The 20,380-nt window shown below is 67.5% G+C and carries 19 protein-coding genes; 18 read left to right on the forward strand and 1 reads right to left on the reverse strand.

What is annotated here, in order from left to right:
* Positions 1-2: 2 nt before the first annotated feature.
* The gene (gene map, locus QE373_RS12570; protein WP_042613845.1) at positions 3-779 is read right to left on the reverse strand and encodes a type I methionyl aminopeptidase; all 777 of its coding nucleotides are present in this window, start codon (positions 777-779) and stop codon (positions 3-5) included.
* 223 nt (positions 780-1,002) lie between these two features.
* On the opposite strand from map, the gene QE373_RS12575 reads away from it, so the two are divergent.
* The 18 genes from QE373_RS12575 (at position 1,003) to fabZ (ending at position 20,362) form a co-directional block, all read left to right on the forward strand.
* Positions 1,003-1,545, forward strand: a complete 543-nt coding sequence (locus tag QE373_RS12575) for a spore coat U domain-containing protein (protein WP_057507866.1) — start codon at positions 1,003-1,005, stop codon at positions 1,543-1,545.
* 14 nt (positions 1,546-1,559) lie between these two features.
* Positions 1,560-2,297 carry a molecular chaperone gene (locus tag QE373_RS12580; protein ID WP_309687033.1) on the forward strand — a complete coding sequence of 246 codons (738 nt, stop codon included), beginning with the start codon at positions 1,560-1,562 and terminating at the stop codon, positions 2,295-2,297.
* A 7-nt stretch (positions 2,298-2,304) separates the two neighbouring features.
* Complete coding sequence (locus QE373_RS12585) at positions 2,305-4,659, forward strand: fimbria/pilus outer membrane usher protein (RefSeq protein ID WP_309687035.1); 2,355 nt, start codon at positions 2,305-2,307, stop codon at positions 4,657-4,659.
* Positions 4,656-5,690, forward strand: coding sequence for a spore coat protein U domain-containing protein (locus QE373_RS12590; protein WP_309687038.1), 1,035 nt, complete (start codon positions 4,656-4,658; stop codon positions 5,688-5,690). Before QE373_RS12585 ends, QE373_RS12590 begins: the two co-directional genes overlap by 4 nt.
* A 113-nt stretch (positions 5,691-5,803) precedes the next feature.
* Positions 5,804-6,052 carry a hypothetical protein gene (locus QE373_RS12595; RefSeq protein WP_057507862.1) on the forward strand — a complete coding sequence of 83 codons (249 nt, stop codon included), beginning with the start codon at positions 5,804-5,806 and terminating at the stop codon, positions 6,050-6,052.
* On the forward strand, positions 6,052-6,759 hold the full coding sequence (locus tag QE373_RS12600) for a fimbria/pilus periplasmic chaperone (RefSeq protein WP_309687043.1): 708 nt from the start codon (positions 6,052-6,054) through the stop codon (positions 6,757-6,759). The genes QE373_RS12595 and QE373_RS12600 overlap by 1 nt, the downstream gene beginning before the upstream one ends.
* Before the next feature lie 237 nt (positions 6,760-6,996).
* A complete protein-coding gene (gene rpsB / locus QE373_RS12605; RefSeq protein WP_042613841.1) occupies positions 6,997-7,806 on the forward strand; it encodes a 30S ribosomal protein S2 in 810 nt (269 codons plus the stop codon).
* Positions 7,807-7,931: 125 nt separating this feature from the next.
* Positions 7,932-8,810: a translation elongation factor Ts gene (tsf, locus tag QE373_RS12610; protein ID WP_042613840.1), complete on the forward strand. Its 879-nt coding sequence runs from the start codon at positions 7,932-7,934 to the stop codon at positions 8,808-8,810.
* 212 nt (positions 8,811-9,022) lie between these two features.
* Complete coding sequence (locus QE373_RS12615; RefSeq protein WP_309689787.1) at positions 9,023-10,561, forward strand: GGDEF domain-containing protein; 1,539 nt, start codon at positions 9,023-9,025, stop codon at positions 10,559-10,561.
* A gap of 122 nt (positions 10,562-10,683) precedes the next feature.
* The gene (gene pyrH, locus QE373_RS12620; protein WP_057507858.1) at positions 10,684-11,415 is read left to right on the forward strand and encodes a UMP kinase; all 732 of its coding nucleotides are present in this window, start codon (positions 10,684-10,686) and stop codon (positions 11,413-11,415) included.
* Positions 11,416-11,505: 90 nt separating this feature from the next.
* Positions 11,506-12,063, forward strand: a complete 558-nt coding sequence (gene frr, locus QE373_RS12625; protein ID WP_057507857.1) for a ribosome recycling factor — start codon at positions 11,506-11,508, stop codon at positions 12,061-12,063.
* A gap of 5 nt (positions 12,064-12,068) precedes the next feature.
* Positions 12,069-12,836, forward strand: a complete 768-nt coding sequence (gene uppS, locus QE373_RS12630; protein WP_309687048.1) for a polyprenyl diphosphate synthase — start codon at positions 12,069-12,071, stop codon at positions 12,834-12,836.
* Positions 12,833-13,675 carry a phosphatidate cytidylyltransferase gene (locus QE373_RS12635; RefSeq protein ID WP_057507855.1) on the forward strand — a complete coding sequence of 281 codons (843 nt, stop codon included), beginning with the start codon at positions 12,833-12,835 and terminating at the stop codon, positions 13,673-13,675. The genes uppS and QE373_RS12635 overlap by 4 nt, the downstream gene beginning before the upstream one ends.
* A 1-nt stretch (position 13,676) precedes the next feature.
* The gene (gene dxr / locus QE373_RS12640; protein WP_309687051.1) at positions 13,677-14,867 is read left to right on the forward strand and encodes a 1-deoxy-D-xylulose-5-phosphate reductoisomerase; all 1,191 of its coding nucleotides are present in this window, start codon (positions 13,677-13,679) and stop codon (positions 14,865-14,867) included.
* Positions 14,868-14,901: 34 nt separating this feature from the next.
* Complete coding sequence (gene rseP, locus QE373_RS12645) at positions 14,902-16,260, forward strand: RIP metalloprotease RseP (protein WP_309687054.1); 1,359 nt, start codon at positions 14,902-14,904, stop codon at positions 16,258-16,260.
* Between the two features lie 95 nt (positions 16,261-16,355).
* On the forward strand, positions 16,356-18,719 hold the full coding sequence (gene bamA, locus QE373_RS12650) for an outer membrane protein assembly factor BamA (RefSeq protein WP_309687056.1): 2,364 nt from the start codon (positions 16,356-16,358) through the stop codon (positions 18,717-18,719).
* A 168-nt stretch (positions 18,720-18,887) separates the two neighbouring features.
* Positions 18,888-19,910: a UDP-3-O-(3-hydroxymyristoyl)glucosamine N-acyltransferase gene (lpxD, locus tag QE373_RS12655; RefSeq protein WP_309687059.1), complete on the forward strand. Its 1,023-nt coding sequence runs from the start codon at positions 18,888-18,890 to the stop codon at positions 19,908-19,910.
* A complete protein-coding gene (gene fabZ, locus QE373_RS12660; protein ID WP_057507850.1) occupies positions 19,907-20,362 on the forward strand; it encodes a 3-hydroxyacyl-ACP dehydratase FabZ in 456 nt (151 codons plus the stop codon). The genes lpxD and fabZ overlap by 4 nt, the downstream gene beginning before the upstream one ends.
* The last annotated feature ends 18 nt before the right edge of the window (positions 20,363-20,380 follow it).

A 20,380-nucleotide genomic window follows, 5' to 3' on the forward strand; every position in this document is an offset into this window, starting at 1 on the left:
CGTCAAGCGACCTGCGATTCGCCCGGCGACAGGGTCAGCACGTCCACGCCGGTCTCGGTGACCGCGATCATGTGCTCCCACTGCGCCGACAACTTGCGATCCTTGGTGACCACGGTCCAGCCGTCCGGCAGCACCTTGTTGTAGCGGGTGCCCTCGTTGATCATCGGTTCGATGGTGAAGGTCATGCCCGGCTGCAGCACCAGGCCCTGCCCCGGGCGGCCGTAATGCACCACCTGCGGCTCATCGTGGTAGACCTTGCCGATGCCATGGCCGCAGTACTCGCGCACCACGCTGAAGCGCTCGCTTTCTGCGTAGCTCTGGATGGCATGGCCGATATCGCCCAGCGTGGCGCCCGGCTTGACCGCACGGATGCCGCGCCACATGGCTTCATAGGTCGCATCGACCAGGCGCTTGGCCATCACCGACGGCGTGCCCACGTAGTACATGCGGCTGGTGTCGCCGTGCCAGCCATCCTTGATCACGGTGACGTCGATGTTGACGATGTCGCCGTCCTTGAGCACCTTGGCCTCGCTGGGGATGCCATGGCAGATCACGTTGTTGACCGAGGTGCATACGCTCTTGGGGAAGCCGCGATAGCCGACGTTGGCCGGGATCGTCTTCTGCACGTTGACGATGTGGTCGTGGCAGATGCGGTCCAGCTCTTCGGTGGTGACACCGGGCTTGACGAAGGGCGTGACGATGTCCAGCACTTCGCTGGCCAGCCGCCCGGCCTCGCGCATCAACTCGATTTCCTGGGGGGTTTTCAGATTTACGCTCATGCCCGCCATTATCGCTGATCCGGGCCCGATGCTGAACGGGTCCATTGCATCTGCGACAGCCGGGGTTGAGGGTCCGGCGCGGTCCGGGCAACGAAAAGTGTGACGGCCGTCGGCCACCCCTCACCCTCCGACCACGGTTTTGCGCTTATAACCGTCATGTAGCAACGCGTTCGACTGCATCGTTTCGGTTCAGGACCCTGAAGGGTCCAAGGAGATCCCGCCCATGCGCTCTTCACGTAGTTCTCGCCGTCTTGCCCTCAGTGGCCTGACCCTCTGCCTGGCCTTCGCGGCCGCCCCTGCCTTCGCGCAGAACAGCGTGACCTTCAACGTCCGCATCGCCATCACCACCTCCTGCACGATCGCCGCCGCAGCGCCGACCGACGTCGATTTCGGTACGGTCGCGTCCACCGCCACCGCCCCGGTACTGGCGCAGGGCACCATCACCGCCCAATGCTCGGCATTGACCCCCTACTCCATCGCGCTCAACGCGGGCAGCAATGCCGCGACCGCCGGTGACGTGACCACGCGTCGGATGCGGCATACCGATGCGGCGGTGACCACCAACAACTTCGTCGGCTACCAGCTGTACCAGGACGCCGGACGCACCAACGTGTGGGGCGCGACCACCGCCACCAACACCGTGGCAGCAGTGGGCAACGGCACTCCGCAGCCCTACAACGTCTACGGCCGGGTACTCAATCCCAGCGTGAACAACGCAGCAGCCGGTTCCTACCTGGATACGGTCACCGCCACGATCACCTACTGAAGAGGGTGACCGTGATGACCCCGACCAAGCGCCGATGGGCTTCCATCGGCCTGCTGGCCCTGTGCGCGCCGATGTTTCCCGCCGCCGCCATCGCCGCCAGCCTGCAGGTAGCGCCGACCCGGCTGGAACTGCGCCCCGCGCAGACCAGCGAGGCCCTCTGGCTGACCAACACCGGCACCGCGCCGATGAAGGTGCAGATCCGGGTGTTCGGCTGGCAGCAGGCCGGTGGCGAGGACCAACTGGTAGAAACCCAGGACATCCAGCCCAGTCCACCGGTACATGACCTCGCTGCGGGCCAGCAGCAGCTGGTACGCCTGGTGCGCATGGCACCGGCCGAAAGCCCCGCCCAGCAGGCCTACCGGGTGGTGGTGGACGAGTTGCCTCGGCTGGACCCGGAGGCGCGCGGCATGCAGTTCGTGCTGCGTTACTCGGTGCCATTGTTCCTGCAACCGGCCGATGCCGATGGCCTGAAGCCGCGGCTGGCCGCCCGCGCGCTGCCGATGCCCGACGGCACCCCCGGCCTGGAGGTGCGCAACGAAGGCGATGGCTATGCGCAGCTGGCCGATGTCGCCATCGGCGACCCGCAGCGCCCACGCATCCTGCGCCCCGGGCTGGTCGGCTACGTGCTGCCTGGCCAGGTGATGCACTGGAACCTGGACACCGCTTCGTTGCCCGAGGCGGCCACGTTCTCGGCGAAGATCAATGGCGAACCGGCACAGACCGCGCTGCCCGCGACGCCACCGGCTCGCTGAGGCGGCCGTGCGCATCCTGCTCGGGCTCGTGCCGATCAGCGCCCAGGCGGCGGACGTGGTCGCCGCCGGCGCGATGCCCGATGCGATGCTGCCACCGCCGACTCCGCTTACTGCCAGCCCGTCGCTGTACCTGGAAGTCACCCTGAACCAGGCGCCGCGTGGCCTGTTGCCCTTCATCGACCAGCACGGCCGCCTGCAGGCCTTGCCCCAGGTGCTGCGCCAGCTGGGCTTCCCTGCCCGCGGCGAGGCGCCGGTATACCTGGACCAGCTGGTCGGCGTGCAGGTGCGCTACGACGCGCGCATGCAGACCCTGGCCATCGATGCCCCGCTGGACCAGTTGGACCTGCCCACCGCCTCCATCGGCGCCCGGGCCAACGACATCCCCCGTGCCAGCGCCTCGCCCGGCGTACTGCTCAACTACGACCTGTACGCCACCCATGTCGAAGACCAGTCCAGCCTGGCCCTCACCTCGGAACTGCGGGTGTTCGGCGTGGGTCGCGGCACGCTGTCCAACCTCTCGCTGCAGCGCCGCTTCCAGGACGGCGATGCGCGCCGCTGGCGCAGCGAAAGCGTGCGCCTGGATACACGCTGGACGCTGGATTTCCCGGAACAGGCGGTCAGCCTGGAGGTCGGCGATTTCTACAGCGGGTTCCTGGACTGGAGCCGACCGGTGCGGATGGGCGGTATCCAGGTGGGACGCAACTACGGCCTGCAACCCTATCGCGTGTTGTCACCGACGCCGAGCTTCCTCGGCCAGGCCGTGGTGCCTTCGAACGTGGAGCTGTACGTGGACGGGCTGCGCCAGTACAGCGGAGAGGTCCCGGTAGGGCCGTTCCAACTGGCCACCCAGCCCGGGATCAGCGGCACCGGCACCGCGCAGGTGGTGATCACCGATGCGTTCGGCCGCAGTCGAACGGTGGATTTCGACTTCTACGGCACCCAGCAGCTGCTGGCACGCGGGCTGACCGACTGGTCGGTGGGCGTGGGGCGACTGCGCGAAGACTACGGCGTGCGCTCGTTCGCCTACGACGACCGGACCCTGGCCAGCGCCACCTGGCGCCACGGCGTCACTGACCGGTTCACGGCCGAAGCCCACGCCGAAGCCGGTGGCGGCCTGCGCCAGGCCGGCATCGGCGGCGGCTGGCTGGCGGGCCGCGCCGGCGTGCTGACCGCCGCCTATGCACGCAGCCAGTACGGCGATCTGCAGGGCGGGCAGTATTCGGTCGGCTACAACTGGAACAACCGCCGGTTCAACGTGAACCTGCTGAGCCGACGCAGCCATGGCGACTACCGTGACCTCGGCGCCCTGCAGGACAGCCTGCCGCCAGACATCACCGAACAGGCCACCTTCGGGGTCAGCCTGGAGCGCTTCGGCGCGGTCAGTGCCAGTTACCTGCGGCTGCGCCAACCGGATGGCCAGGACGACCGCTATGCCAGCCTGTACTGGTCGCGCAGCTTCGCCCAGCGCTGGTCGGCGTATGTATCTGCCAACCAGAACCTGGGCCACAGCAGCGACCGCAGCGTCTACGTTTCGCTCGCCGCCACGCTGGGCAACAACCGCCAGGCCAGCGTGGCCGCACAGCGCAACGGCGGCGAACAGCTGTACAGCTTGGACGTGTCACAGCCGGTACCGGGCGACGGCGGCGGCAATGGCATGGGCTGGCGGGTGCAGGCCCGGCAGGGCGACCGCGGCACCGGCGGTCTGGCCGAGGCCGGCTGGCTGACCCCTACCGGGCGCTATTCGGTGGGCGCGGTGCACGAGGGCGACAGCACCTACGGCTATGCCAACGCCGGCGGCGCGCTGGTGTGGATGGGTGGCCACGTGTTTGCCGCGCGCGAAGTCAACGATGCGTTCGCGGTGGTGTCCACCGGCGGCATCGCCGGGGTGCCGGTACGCCTGGAAAACCGGGAGATCGGCGTCACCGACCGGCACGGCCTGTTGCTGGTCAGCCCGCTGCTTTCCTGGCAGCGCAACCGGCTGTCGATCGACACCATGGGGCTGCCGGCCGACATCGCCGCCGAGCGGGTCGACGATTGGGTCACGCCCAGCCAGGGTGCCGGGTTGGGGGTCAGCTTCGGCCTGCGTCGCAGCCGTGCCGTGCAGTTCGTAGCGCAGGACCGCGCCGGCGTCGCCTTGCCGGTGGGCAGCGTGGTCCGCTTCGGACAGCAGGGTGAAGCGCTGGTCGGCTATGACGGTGCGGTGTACCTCCAGGACCTGCCCGCCGATGGCCGCTTGCAGGTGACCACGCCGGAGGGCCCGTGCCAACTGCAGGTCAGCCCGCCGCCGGTGACTGCCACCGGCGCGATCCCGCGCCTGGGCCCGGTGACCTGCACGCCGCTGCCAGTGCAGGAGACCCGATGATCCGTGCATGGGCGGCCGGGCTGCTGGTGCTGCTGGTGCTGCTGGCCTGGCCTGGCGCTGCACGCGCGGATACCACCTGCACCGCCACCGCGTCGGCGGTGGCCTTTGGCAACATCAGCAACATGGCCGCGTCGGCCACGCCGGCCAACATGGGCGTGACCATCACCTGCACCACCGGCGGATTGACCCTGCTGGCCAACGTGCGGGTGCGCCTGTGCGTGGGCATCGGCAGCGGCAGCGCCTCCACCGCAGTGCTGCCGGCCCGGCAGATGACCAACGCCACGGCAGACCCGCTGGCGTTCCAGCTGTACACCGATGCCGCCCGCCAGGTGCCCTGGGGACTGCTGCAGGCCGGCTCGCCGCCCGCACAGGACCTGCAGCTGAGCTACGCCGCGCCGTTGCTGGGCGGCAGCGGCAGCATCACCACCACGGTCTACGGGCAGGTCCCGGCCAACCAGACACTGGCCACCGGCAGCTACAGCAGCGCCTTCACTACCGGCAACGTGACCCTGACCTACGCCTACAACGAGGTACTGCTCGGGACCCCGACCATGCCGGGCAGCTGCACCGACGCCGCCGCCACCAATCGCAAGAGCGCCAGCAACGCTTTCCCGTTCACCGCCACCGCCACCGTGCTGCCGCAGTGCGGCAGCTACCTGGTGACCGACATGGAGTTCGGCACGGCCGCAGGACGCATCGCCACGCCGATCAACCAGACCGCCCAGCTGACCCTGACCTGCGTGCGCCGTACCGCCTTCAACGTGGCGCTGGACAACGGACTGCATGCCTCCGGCAGCACCCGACGCATGCGCCATGCGACGACCACCACGGCGTTCATTCCGTATGAGCTGTACCGCGACAGCGCGCGGCTGCAGCGCTGGGGCAACACCGTGGGCAGCGACGTGGTGGCCGGCACCGGCACCGGCGTGGCGCAACAGGTCACCATCTACGGGCGCGCCCCCGCCACCACCGGCGCCCTGCCGGTGGCCGGCAACTACGCCGACCGGATCACCGTGACCATCACCTACTGACCGCGACGTGCAGGGTTCCCCGTTAAAGCCGGCGGGCACGCAGCCGATAAGGGCTGAAGTGCAGCGCAGGGGACGACGGGATGGCAACGCGACGGGGGTACAGGGCACCGGCCATGGCGGCCTGCCTGCTGCTGGCCGGCGGCGCGCATGCCGCAACCGAAGGCCAACCGCTGCGCCTGCGGCTGGTGATCGTGGAAAGCTGCCAGGACGGCCCGCTGCCTGCAGGCGCGGCGGACGCTGCCGCACGCTGCGGTGCCCCGCACCAGCGCAGCGAGCCGGCCCGCCTGCCCGAACAGCTGCGCCAGCTGGCCCCTGACACCGACGCCACGGAAGGCAGCAGCGCACCCCTGATGGTGTTCTGATGCCTGCGGCAGGCCCACTGCGAGGACGATGGACGCTGGCCCTGCTGCTGGCCGGCTGCGCCGGCGCCAGCCAGGCACTGGAGCTGCGTCCGACCACGCTGCAGCTGCAACCGGGCCAGACCCAGGCCGAACTGTGGCTGGTCAACGACCAGCCCTCGCCCTGGCAGGGTCGCATCCTCGTCCATCAGTGGGACCAGTCCAGCGGCCGTGACCGGTTGCAGCCCACCACCGCCATCGTCGCCAGCCCGGCCCTTCCGCACCTGCCAGCGGGCGCCCGCCAGCGGGTCCGGTTGGTACTGCCGTCGGCCCTGGACGCGCCGGGCGAACAGGCGTTCCGGGTGCTGATCGAGCCGTCCGACCCCCGCCTGCCGCGTTATTCGTTGCCGCTGTTCATTTTGCCGCAGCACACCGTGGCCAGCGCGTTGTCGGCGCAGCTGGGCGCGCGCGGCGCCACGCCCTGCCTGCGGCTGCACAACCCCGGCAGCCACCGCGCGCGCCTGCAGGACCTGGCCTTCGTTGCCCCTGATGGCGCGCGGCAGCCCCTGCAGCCCGGCCTGTCCGGCTATGTACTGCCCGGCGCCACGGTATGCTGGGCGCTGCCCGAGCGTGCCGATGGCTACGCGGGCGGCCGTTTCCAGGCCCGCCGCGACGGCACGGCAGCCGAAGACCTGGAGCCGATTGCAGCCGGCGCCAGCGCCGGTCTATAATCCCCGGATTACCTGCCGCATCCTGCGCGGGTAATCGTCCACACCGGACGTCACCGGTGAATCCACACCCATCGTCCCGATCCGTGCCGGGGTGCCCCGCAAGGGGTTCGGCCACGGAGACGATGGGGAAGCCCAACCCCGGAACCATCAATGCGCGCCCGCGCAGTCCCGCACACTTTCCGCGGGCGTCCCGCAAGGGACAACGGAGCACGCCGGTTCCCCGCCAGGAGTTTTGCAATGCCCCAGATCACCATGCGCCAGATGCTCGAAGCCGGCGTCCACTTCGGTCACCAGACCCGTTACTGGAACCCGAAGATGGCCCCGTACATCTTCGGCGCCCGTGGCAAGATCCACATCATCAACCTGGAAAAGACCGTCCCGCTGTTCAACGATGCGATGAACTTCATCTCCTCGGTTGCGCAAAAGCGCGGCACCATCCTGTTCCTGGGCACCAAGCGCAGCGCGCGTGAGTCGATCCGCGAAGAAGCCGAGCGTTGCGGCATGCCGTTCATGAACCAGCGTTGGCTGGGCGGCACCCTGACCAACTTCCGTACCGTCAAGCAGTCGGTTGCGCGCCTGAAGGAGCTGGAAGCCGGCGAGAACGACGGCAGCTTCGAGAAGCTGGTCAAGCACGAAGTGCTGGGCCTGCGTCGCGAGCGCGACAAGCTGGAAGCTTCGCTGGGCGGCATCAAGGACATGAACCGCCTGCCGGACGCGATCTTCGTCATCGACATCGGCCACGAAGACATCGCCATCAAGGAAGCCAAGAAGCTCGGCATCCCGGTGATCGCCGTGGTTGACACCAACTACAACCCGGAACTGGTGGACTACGCCATCCCGGGCAACGATGACGCCATCCGTGCCGTGCAGCTGTACGCCCGTGCCGCCGCTGACTCCGTGCTGGAAGGCAAGGCCGCTGCGCCGCACGCCGCCACCGTGCGCGAAGAAGAGTTCGCCGAAGCCGCTGAAGGCGAAGAGGCCAAGCCGGCCCGTCGCGCTCCGGCCAAGAAGGCTGCGCCGAAGAAGTCCGACGACGCACAGGCCTGATCCAGGCCGCGGGTGGATGCGCCGCGTCCACCCGTCCTGCCGGCCGCCCCGGGCGGCTGACAGCACCCTGTCATACGGGCCGGCCAGCATGCCGGCCCAACCCCTTTCTTTTGTGAGGTAATCCCATGGAAATCACTGCTTCCCTGGTCAAGGAACTGCGCGAGCGCACCGGCGCCGGCATGATGGAATGCAAGAAAGCGCTCGTCGAGAACAACGGCGACATCGAAGCCTCCATCGAAGCGCTGCGCAAGTCCGGCCTGGCCAAGGCTGACAAGAAGTCCGACCGCGTTGCCGCCGAAGGCGTCATCGTGGCCGCCCAGGAAGCCGGCAAGGCCGTGCTGGTCGAGATCAACTCCGAAACCGACTTCGTCGCCAAGGATGAGAACTTCACCAACTTCGCCAAGTCGGTGGTCGACGTTGCGCTGTCCTCCGGCGCTGCCGACATCGATTCGCTGAAGGCCGCCAAGCTGGCTTCGGGCGACACCGTCGACGAGACCCGCGCTGCGGTTATCGCCAAGGTCGGTGAGAAGGTCGACGTGCGTCGCATCGTGCGCCTGGAAAGCAGCAACAACGTGGCGGCCTACGTCCACGGCGGCCGCATCGGCGTGCTGGTGGAACTGGCTGGCGGCGACGCCGAGCTGGCCCGTGGCCTGGCCATGCACGTGGCCGCGATGAATCCCCCGCACAACAAGGCGTCCGACGTTCCGGCCGACTTCGTTGCCAAGGAGAAGGAAATCGAGCTGGCCAAGATGACCGACAAGGACAAGGCCAAGCCGGCTGACATCCTGGAGAAGATCATCAGCGGCAAGATCGCCAAGATCGTCAACGAAGTCACGCTGTACGGCCAGCCGTACGTGCTGAACACCGACCAGACCGTCGAGCAGGTGCTGAAGGCTGCCGGCGCCGACGTGGTGGGCTTCAAGCGCCTGGCCGTTGGCGAAGGCATCGAGAAGGTGGTGGAAGACTACGCCGCCGAAGTGATGAAGCAGGCCGGCCTGGCTTGATTGCCGGACTGACCTGATCCACGGAGAAGCCGCGCCCTGCGCGGCTTTTTCGTTTCCGCGCCGGGGATGCACGACGCGCGGGGCGGGACCGCCTTTGCGTTATGCGGCGATCGCGCCGATACTTCTTCCGGGGGAGTTCGTTGGGTGCAAGGGGCAATACGCAGATCTGTGACGGAACCCTCATCCCGCCACACATGAACGAACGACCCGACATGCCTCCCGAGCTGACAGCTGTCCTGGCGCTCTGCCGCAATCTCCCGTCGCCTCCCGGCATCGCGCTGCGCATCATCGAACTGGCCCAGGATCCCGAAGCGGACCTCAGCACGGCCGCCGACATCATCGCCATCGACATGGCGCTCAGCGCGCGCATGCTGCGCATCGCCAATTCGCCGCTGTACGCCAGCCGCCGCCGGATCGACAACCTCGGCCAGGCACTGACCATGCTGGGGCTCAATGCCACGCTCACCCTCGCGCTGGGCTTCACCCTCACCCAGGGCGTGGTCGGCGCGCCGGGTGGCCGCGAACAGGACCTGCGCGAACGCGCCTGGCGCCGCAGCATCCTCAGCGCGCTGGCCGCCAGCCAGCTCGGCCAGGCGCGCGGCCTGCGCCGACTGGAAGAACTGATGCTGGCCGGCCTGCTGCAGGACATCGGCGTGCTCGCCCTGGCCCAGTCCCATCCGGATACCTACCTGCCGTTGCTGCGCGATGCCGGCAGCAATGCTGCCCTGCTGGACGCCGAACGCGCGCAGCTGCAGTGCACCCATGCCGAGGTCGGCGCCTACATGGCCGCGCAGTGGGACCTGCCGCGCTACCTCAGCGAAGCGATCAGCCACAGTGAAGACGCGGTGCTGTCCGAGGACGTGTTCCAGGCCTGCGTCCAACTGTCCGGCATGGTCGCCGACATCTGGCTGGACAGCGACCCGGACGCCGCACGCGAGCGTGCGCTGGAACAGGTGCATGCGCGCCTGCAGCTGGACAGTGCGCAGTTCGACCAGGTGCTGGCGCAGATCAGCGAGGCCCTGCCGACCATCGCCAGCCTGTTCGACACCTCGCCAACCACCCCGGCGCGCGTGCAGCTGCTGATCGACCACGCGCAGGAGCTGGCCACGCTGCGCAACCTGCGGCAGATGCAGGACGCCGAGCAGGCGCGCCGCCGCGCCGACGAGTTCGAAGCGCGTGCCAACCGGCTGTCCGAACAGGCCCATCGCGATGCCCTCACCGGCGTGCTCAACCGCCGCCAGCTGGAAGCGGTGCTGGAACAGGAATTCCTGCGCGCCACGCGGCATGGCTGGCCGCTGTCGGTCGCCTTCATCGACCTGGACGACTTCAAGAAGATCAACGATGCGCACGGCCACCTGACCGGCGATGAAGTGCTGCGCGAGTTCGCCGGCACGCTGCAGGGGCAACTGCGCACCAGCGACACGGTGGCACGCTTCGGTGGCGAAGAGTTCGTCGCGCTGCTGCCCAACACCACCGAATCAGTCGCCCTGGATGTGATCCGCCGCGTGCTGGCGCGCATCGTGTCCACCCCGATGGCGATGCTGGAAGGCGGGCCGCTGTTCATCACCTTCTCCGCCGGCGTGGCGACCCAGGGCGGCTATGAGCGCTTCGCCGACGTGCAGGGACTGCTGCGTGCGGCCGACGATGTGCTGTACCGCTCCAAGAACCTCGGCCGCAACCGGGTGATCGCCCGTTCCCCCGGCGACGGCGCGGTACCGCTGCCTCCACTGGAGACGCCTACCATCGCCTGAACCACGGCAGCGGCCACACGCTGGTGCGACGGGCCTGGCGCGGGGCCGTGCGCGAAATAACTACAGCAGCGCCTCGCTTGCCAGTAGAATCTGCCGGGAATTCACGCACCCTGAGGTCCCCCATGTCCAAGCTCGCCTATCGCCGAATCCTGTTGAAACTTTCCGGGGAGGCACTGATGGGGGACGAGGACTACGGCATCGACCCCAAGATCATCAACCGTCTGGCCCGTGAAGTGGTCGAAGCCCAGCAGGCCGGCGCGGAAGTGGCACTGGTGATCGGTGGCGGCAACATCTTCCGCGGCGCCGGCCTGGCCGCAGGGGGCATGGACCGCGTCACCGGCGACCAGATGGGCATGCTGGCCACGGTGATCAACGCGCTGGCCATGCAGGACGCGCTGGAAAAGGTCGGCGCCAAGGCCCGCGTGATGAGCGCGATCAAGATAAACGACGTGTGCGAGGACTACATCCGCCGCCGCGCCATCCGCCACCTGGAAAAGGGCCGCCTGGTGATCTTCGCCGCCGGCGTCGGCAGCCCGTTCTTCACCACCGATTCGGGCGCCGCCCTGCGCGCCATCGAAATCGGCGCGGACCTGCTGCTGAAAGCCACCAAGGTCGATGGCGTGTACGACAAGGATCCGAACAAGCACAGCGATGCGGTGCGCTTCGACAGCCTGACCTACGACGAAGTGATCATCCGCGGCCTGGAAGTGATGGACACGGCGGCCTTCGCCCTGGCGCGCGACAGCGACCTGCCGATGCGCGTGTTCGACATGGGCCAGCCGGGTGAACTGCTGAAGATCCTGCACGGCGAGAACATCGGCACCCTGGTCAGCGGCCGCAATCCCGCCGCCTGAGCGCCGGATGCATGACCGGGGCCCTGCGGTCCCGGCTGGGCGCCTATTCGCCTATAATCGCCCGATTCCAGTAATACCCAGGACCGGGCGATGCTCAACGACATCAAGCAGAACGCGCAGACGCGCATGGCCAAGAGCATCGACGCTCTGCGCCACACCCTGACCACCATCCGCACCGGCCGCGCCTCGCCGGCGCTGCTGGACGGCATTTCCGTGCTGGCCTATGGCTCGCAGTCGCCGCTGGCCAACGTGGCTACCATCAGCGTCTCCGAAGGCCGCTCGCTGGTGATCTCGGTGTTCGACAAGTCGCTGGTCTCAGCGGTCGAGAAGTCGATCTACGCCTCCGACCTGGGCCTGACCCCGACCGTGGTCGGCACCGTTATCCGCCTGAACCTGCCGCCGCTCACCGAAGAGCGCCGCAAGGAACTGGCCAAGACCGTGGGCAAGGAAGGCGAGGAGACCAAGGTATCCATCCGCAACATCCGCCGTGATGCCAACCAGGAAGTGGCCAAGCTGCTCAAGGACAAGGAAATCACCGAGGACGACAAGAAGCGCGCCGAGGACGATATCCAGAAGCTGACCGACAACAGCATCAAGGACGTGGACAAGGTCGTTGCGGAAAAAGAAAAGGAACTGATGGCGGTCTGAAGCCGATGCCTTCAGCCCCGCCCCCGCTGCCCAGCGCGCTGCCGCGCCACGTTGCCATCATCATGGATGGCAACGGGCGTTGGGCACAGCAGCGCCGCCGTCCGCGCATGATCGGCCACCGTGCCGGCGCACGCGCGGTCAACCGCACCGTCGACCGCTGCCTGGAACTGGGCATCCCGGCACTGACCCTGTTCGCGTTTTCCAGCGAAAACTGGGGCCGCCCGGATGACGAAGTGCAGGCGCTGATGAAGCTGTTCCTGCACGCGCTGGATCGCGAAGTGGACGAACTGCACCGGCGTGGGGTGCGCGTGCGCTTCATCGGCGAACGCGAGCGCTTCGGCGCCTCGCTGGTCAGCCGCATGCAGCTGGCCGAACAGCGCACCGTGGACAACACCGCGATGACCCTGTCCATCGCCGCCAGCTACGGCGGCCGCCAGGACATCGCGCGCGCCGCGCGTACGCTGGCCCATGAAGTGGCTGCCGGCCGCCTGTTGCCCGAACAGATCGACGAAGACCTGCTGGGCAGCCACGTGGCGCTGGCCGACATGCCGGCCCCGGACCTGTTCATCCGCACCGGTGGCGACACCCGCATCAGCAACTTCCTGCTGTGGCAGCTGGCCTACACCGAACTCTGGTTCACCGATGTACTGTGGCCGGACTTCGACACCGACCAGCTGCAGCGCGCGCTGGACACCTACGCCGGGCGGGAGCGCCGTTTCGGCCTGACCAGTGCCCAGATCGCTGCCCTGGCCACCGAGACGTCCAGCCCATGACCAAGACCCGAGTCCTCGCCGCGCTGATCATGGCGCCGGCGGCCATTGCCGCGATCCTGCTGCTGCCCAGCCAATGGCTGGCCGCCGCCGCCGCCGCGGTGTTCCTGATCGGCCTTTGGGAATGGCTGAAGCTGGCCGGCGTGGAAGATACGCTGGCCCGTACCACCCTGCTGCTGCTCAACCTGGTGCTGATGGTGCTGGTGGTCTGGGACCGCGACGCCTCGCTGTTCCTGTTCCGCGTGGCCGCACTGGTCGGCGTCGGCTGGTGGCTGCTGGCCCTGCTGTGGCTGCGCTTCTTCAATTTCGGTGCGCAGCCGGACAGTCCGGCGCGCGCCCTCAAGCTGCTCGCCGGCACCCTGGCGATCCTGCCGGCGTGGGCCTCGCTGGTGCTGCTGCATGCGTCCAGCGACCAGGGCCACCTGTGGCTGCTTACCGCGCTGGCCGTGGTCTGGGCCGCCGATTCGGGCGCCTACTTCGCCGGCCGCACCTTCGGCAGGCACAAGCTGGCCCCGCGCATCAGCCCCAACAAGACCTGGGAAGGCCTGTTCGGGGGGCTGCTCGCCGGCCTGCTGGTGGCCACCGTGTTCGGCCTCGGTTTCGGCGTGGATGCCTGGCAGCTGGTCACCCCCGCGCAGCTGCCCTGGCTGCTGCTGGTGACCGTGGTGGCGGTGTTCGCCTCGGTGCTCGGTGACCTGTTCGAGAGCCTGCTCAAGCGCCACGCTGGCGCCAAGGATTCGGGCCACATCATTCCCGGCCACGGCGGCGTGCTGGATCGCGTCGACGGCGTACTGGCCGCATTGCCGGTGTTTGCCATCGGCAAGGAAATCTTCGGACTCTGACATGCATGCTGCCCCTGCCCTGCGCCGTGTCGCCGTGTTCGGCGCCACCGGCTCGATCGGCGCATCGTCGCTGGACGTCATCGCGCGCCACCCGGACCGCTTCCAGCCGACCGTGCTGGCCGCCGGCACCCAGGTCGATGCACTGATCGCGCTGTGCCGTGCCCATCGTCCGCTGCACGCGGTCATCGCCGATGAGGCGCTGTACGCGCGCCTGCGCGATGGCCTGCGCGAGGCCGGGCTGGACACCGCCGCGCACGCCGGCAGCGCCGCGCTGGACGCGCTGGCCGCCGGCGATGACTGCGATACCGTGATTGCCGCGATAGTCGGTGCCGCCGGGCTGTCCTCCACGCTCGCCGCCGCTGCGGCAGGCAAGCGGATCCTGCTGGCCAACAAGGAATCGCTGGTGCTGGCCGGCGAGCTGCTGATGCACACCGCGCAGCAGGCCGGCGCGGAGATCATCCCGATCGACAGCGAACACAGCGCCATCTTCCAGTGCCTGCGCTCGCGCGACGCCAGCCTGGAAGGCGCCGGCGTACGCCGCATCCTGCTGACCGCGTCCGGTGGCCCGTTCCGTGGCCGCAGTCGCGCCGAACTGGAACAGGTGACTCCGGCGCAGGCCGTGGCCCATCCGAAATGGTCGATGGGGCCGAAGATCTCGGTGGATTCGGCCACCCTGATGAACAAGGGGCTGGAAGTCATCGAGGCCCACCACCTGTTCAACGTCCCGGCCACGCGGATCGAGGTGCTGGTGCACCCGCAGAGCCTGGTCCATTCGCTGGTCGAGTTCATCGATGGCTCCACCCTGGCCCAGATGGGCCTGCCGGACATGCGCACCACTCTGGCCGTGGGCCTGGGCTGGCCGCAGCGGATCGACGCCGGGGTCAGTGGGCTGGACCTGCTGCTGCAGGGACGTCTGGATTTCGAAGCCCCCGACACCGATGCATTCCCGTGCCTGGCGCTGGCCTGGCAGGCGATGCAGGCCGGTGGCACTGCCGCGGCGGTCCTCAATGCCGCCAACGAAGAAGCCGTTTCAGCGTTTCTTCAGGGAAGGATAGGCTTCCTGACCATTCCCGCGCTTGTGGATAACGCTCTCTCAACACTGCCGGTCGAGCCTGCCGATACACTGGGCGGCCTGCTCGCCGCCGACCAGCGTGCCCGCCTGCTCACCCGGACTGCCATCGAAGCCCTCTGAATGCCCTGCCCCGCCACCACCGCCGTGCGCTGCCATGACTGAGTTCCTCGGATCGGTATGGTGGATGATCGTCAGCCTGGGCCTGCTCGTGACCATCCACGAGTTCGGGCACTACTGGGTTGCGCGCCGGTGCGGGGTCAAGGTGCTGCGCTTCTCGGTGGGCTTCGGCAAGCCGCTGTGGTCGCGCCGCGACCGCCATGGCACCGAATTCGCCATCGCCGCCATTCCGCTCGGCGGCTACGTGAAGATGCTGGACGAGCGCGAGGTGGAGGTGCACCCCCACGAGCGTGGACAGGCGTTCAACCACAAGACCGTCTGGCAGCGCATCGCGGTGGTGGCGGCCGGTCCGCTGGCCAACCTGCTGCTGTGCATGCTGCTGCTGTGGGCGATGTTCGTGATCGGCAAGCAGGATTACTCCGCCACCGTCGGCCGCGCCACCGGCATGGCACAGGCCGCCGGCCTGCAGGGCGGCGAGCGCATCCTGTCGGTGGATGGCCGCAGCGTGGCCACCGTCGGCGAAGCCAGCATGGCGCTGACCGCCGCCGCCATGGACCGCCACGATGTCACCCTGCAGGTGGTCGACGCGCAGGAACGCCAGCACCAGCGCGTGCTGCCGCTGTCCCAGCTGCCGGCCGGCTTCGATGAACGGCGGGTCGCCCCGCTGGCCGGGGTCAACTGGCAGTTCTGGCTGCAGCCGGCGCTGGTGGACCGGCTGGTGGACGACTCCGCGGTGCACGGGGTGCTTCAGCCCGGCGACCTGATCGTGGCGGTGGACGGTGAGCGCATCGATGCCGCCGACCAGGTCTACCCGGCCGTACAGGCGCTGGGCAAGCGCGGCGGTGCGGGCATGATCGACGTGCTGCGCGGCGGCGAGCGGCTGGCACTGGAAGTCACCCCCCGGCAGGGCCTGGACGGCAACCGGCAGCCCATCTGGCAGCTCGGCATCGGTTTTTCCGAGTCCCATGCCCCGGCCTACGACACCGTACTGAAGTACGGCGCCTTTGCCGCCGTGCCCGTGGCCATCCGCGAAACCGGCCGCATGGCCGCCGATTCGCTGGGCATGATGCGCCGGATCGTCACCGGCAGCGCCTCGCTGCAGAACGTTTCCGGCCCGGTCACCATCGCCCGGGTGGCCAATGTTTCCGCGCAGCGCGGGCTGGATTGGTTCCTCCAGTTCCTGGCCCTGCTGTCGCTGAGCCTGTGCATCATCAACCTGTTGCCCATCCCCGTCTTGGACGGAGGGCACCTGCTGTATTACCTTATCGAGTTGGTCAAGGGCAGCCCGCTCAGTGAGCGCGCCATGGCCGCCGGGCAGTTCGTTGGCCTGGCGCTGCTGGCAGGGCTGATGGGATTGGCGTTCTACAACGACATCCTTGGCCTGGTCACCCGATGAACCTGGGCTCCTTGATGAACTTTTTCCTGCTGTCGCCGTCTACACGTCGGCATCCCGCATCCCGCAACACGCAATCGACCTCAACCGGACGTGACATGACGCGACTCCCGAACCGCCGCCTGCTGGCCCTCGCCCTCGCTGTTGGCATCGGCGCCCCCGCACTGGCCCAGGCTGCCGCCCCCTTCACGGTCAGCGACATCCGCGTTGACGGCCTGCAGCGGATCAGCTCCGGTACCGTGTTCACCTACCTTCCGGTGGAACGCGGCCAGGCACTGACCGACGCCAAGATCAGTGAAACCATCCGCGCCCTGTACAAGACCGGCTTCTTCGAAGACGTGCAGCTGGACCGGCAGGGCGACATCCTGGTGGTCACGGTCAAGGAACGCCCGGCCATCAACAAGCTCACCGTCACCGGCAACAAGGACATCAAGTCCGACCAGCTGCTGAAGGGCCTGAGCGACATCGGCCTGAGCGAAGGCGGCACCTTCGACCGGCTCAGCCTGGACCGGGTGACCCAGGAGCTTCGTCGCCAGTACAACGACCGCGGTAAGTACAACGTGGAAATCACCCCGGTGGTGAGCCCGCTGGACCGCAACCGCGTGGACATCGCGATCACCATCAAGGAAGGCAAGGCGGCCAAGATCCGCCACGTCAACCTGATCGGCACCGAGAAGTTCGAAGCCGAAGACATCCTGGACACCTGGGAGTCGAAGGAACACAACTGGGCCTCGTGGTATCGCCGCGATGACCAGTACTCTAAGGAAAAGATGTCCGGCGACCTGGAAAAACTCAATTCCTGGTACCTGGACCGCGGCTACGTGGACTTCAGCATCGACTCCACCCAGGTGTCGATCAGCCCCGACAAGCGCGACATGTTCATCAGCGCCGGCGTCACCGAGGGCGAGCAGTACAAGATTTCCGAAATCAAGGTCAGCGGCGATACGGTGCTGCCGCAGGAAGACGTCGAGCGCATGGTCATCCAGAAGGCCGGCGACACCTTCTCGCGCGCGCTGCTGGAATTCAGCAGCAACAGCATCACCAATTCGCTGGCCAACATCGGTTATGCGTTCGCCAAGGTGAACCCGATCCCGACCAGCAACCGTGCCGACCGCACCGTGGCGATCAACATGCAGGTCGTCCCCGGCCCGCGCGTTTCGGTCCGCCAGATCGTGTTCCGCGGCAATACCCGCACGTCCGACGAAGTGCTGCGCCGTGAAATGCGCCAGTTCGAGAACAGCTGGTACTCGCAGGCCGCCATCGACCGTTCCAAGATCCGCCTGCAGCGCCTGGGTTACTTCGAGGCGGTGGAAGTGGAAACCCCGGCGGTCACCGGCAGCAACGACCAGGTCGACGTTGTGTACAACGTCAAGGAAACCACCTCGGGCAGCTTCGTGTTCGGCCTGGGCTACTCGCAGTCCTACGGCATGACCACCTCGGTGCAGCTGTCGCAGAACAACTTCCTCGGCGGCGGCAACCGCGTGTCGGTGGAAGCATCGCGCAGCAGCTACCTGCAGCGTTACGGCTTCAGCTACACCAACCCGTACTTCACCGATGACGGCGTGTCGCTGGGCTACAACCTGTCCTGGCGCGAACTGGACTACTCCGACTTCAACACCGCGCAGTACAACAGCACCAACGGTGCGGCGCAGATGGTGTTCGGCGTGCCGATCACCGAGACCGATACGGTTTCGTTGATGTTCGGTATTGATAGCAACCAGATCACGACGTACCCGGGCTCGACGCCGAAGTCGATCATTGATTATATCGATGCGGTTGGGAGTAAGACGTTCCACGCCTGGCGCAGTGAGCTGGGCTGGGCACGCGATTCGCGCAATGACTACTTCATGCCGACCCGCGGTACCTATCAGCGCGTAGGCCTGGAAGCCACCCTGCCGGGCTCGACCGTCGAGTACTACAAGCTGAACTACCAGATCAGCAAGTACTGGCCGATCATTCCTTCGCTGGTGATCAATACCCGTGTCGAACTTGGTTACGGCGACAGCTACGGAAAGGATGTATCTCGCGTTCTCACAGAGGCGGATGGCACACAGCGTGTGGTCACCGCGTCCGGGCTGCCGTTCTACGAGAACTTCTACGCCGGTGGCACCAACTCCGTCCGAGGTTTCGAGGACAACACACTCGGGCCTCGCGAAGTTACGGGCAACTATCCCAACGGGCAGCCGCTGGGTGGCTCGTTCAAGTCCGTCGGGTCCGTTGAAGCCTACTTCCCGCGCCTGTTCGACAGCCCGTCGGCGCGCGTGTCCGCGTTCCTTGACTTCGGCAACGTCTACAACGGCGTCGATAACTTCAAGGCCAACGAACTGCGCGTCTCTACCGGTGTCGCCCTGCTGTGGCGTGCCCCGGTGGGTCCGATCTCGATCAGCTACGCCTTCCCGTTGAAGAAGGAAGACGGCGACGAAGTCGAGCGCCTGCAGTTCACCTTCGGCGGACAGTTCTAAGCCCTGCCGCAGGTCGTATGGGATCGCCGGGCACTGCCCGGCGATTTCGTTTCCGGGGGCAGTCGGCCGCCCCCGCGTTTCGCGCTCGCCGGGCATCGCGCGGCGCGAGCCTGCCCCCGCCTGACTCGGCAACATGACCGCTGTCACGGCACGCGGTAAACTCCCCGCGTGAATACTCCTACCTACACCGCCCAGCAACTCGCCGAGCAGTTCGGCCTGCAGGTCCATGGCGATGCCTCCACCTCCATTGGTGGCGTGGCAACGCTGGCCCATGCCGGACCCGGCCAGCTCACCTTCCTGGCCAACCCGCGCTACCGCGCGCAGCTGGCCGACAGCCAGGCCGGCATCGTGGTGCTGCGCGCCGACGACGCCGAAGCCGCGCCCGGCACGGCGCTGGTGGCCAAGGATCCCTACAACACCTTCGCCCGCATCGCCGCCCTGTTCGACGTGGTGCCCGCGCGCGCGCCCGGCATCCACCCCAGCGCGGTCATCGACCCCAGCGCGCAGGTGGCCGCCAGCGCCCATGTCGGCCCGTTCGTCACCATCGGCGAGCGCAGCGTGGTCGGCGAGAACTGCATCATCGGCGCCGGCAGCGTGATCGGCGAAGACTGCACGCTGGACAGCGGCTGCGAACTGATCGCCCGGGTCACCCTGGTCACCCGGGTCAAGCTGGGCAAGCGCGTGCGCATCCATCCCGGCGCGGTGCTGGGCGCCGATGGCTTCGGCCTGGCGATGGACGCCGGCAAGTGGATCAAGGTGCCGCAGCTGGGCGGCGTGCGGATCGGCGACGACTGCGAGATCGGCGCCAATACCTGCGTGGACCGCGGCGCGCTGGAAGACACCGTGCTGGCCGAGGACGTGCGCCTGGATAATCTGGTGCAGATCGCCCACAACGTGCAGATCGGTGCGCATTCGGCGATCGCCGGCTGCACCGGCATCGCCGGCAGCGCCAAGATCGGCCGCTACTGCCTGCTGGGCGGTGCGGTGGGCGTGGTCGGCCACCTGGAAATCTGCGACAAGGTCGTGATCACCGGCAAGTCGGTGGTGCGCAACTCGATTACCGAGCCAGGCGAATACTCGTCCGGCACCCCGTTGACCGACAACCGCACGTGGCGCAAGAACGCCGCGCGCTTCAAACAGCTCGATGCGCTGGCCCGTCGCATCCTGTCTGTGAGCAAGGAGAAGGAATGAGCCAGGAACAGACCCTGCCGGACATCGCCCAGATCCGGGCATTGATCCCGCACCGCTACCCTTTCCTGCTGGTGGACAAGGTCGTATCGCTCGACTTCGAGAACCGCAGGATCGTGGCGCGCAAGAACGTCAGCATCAACGAGCCGTTTTTCCAGGGGCATTTCCCGGAACAGCCGATCATGCCCGGCGTGCTGATCATCGAAGCCATGGCCCAGGCCGGTGGCGTGCTGACCCAGCTCACCCTGGGCCGTGATGCACAGTCCAAGCTGTTCTACATGGTGAAGGTCGACAACGTCCGCTTCAGTGACAAGGTCGTCCCCGGCGATGTGCTGGAAATGCACGTGGAGATCAAGCGCGTGATCCGCAACATGGCGGTGTACGACTGCAAGGCCTTCGTCGACGGCAAGATCGTCGCGTGCGCCGAAGTCATGTGTGCCGGCACCCGCGAATAACCCAACAGGAGGACCACC

The sequence above is a fragment of the Stenotrophomonas sp. SORGH_AS_0321 genome (assembly GCF_031453215.1).
GTDB lineage: Bacteria > Pseudomonadota > Gammaproteobacteria > Xanthomonadales > Xanthomonadaceae > Stenotrophomonas > Stenotrophomonas chelatiphaga.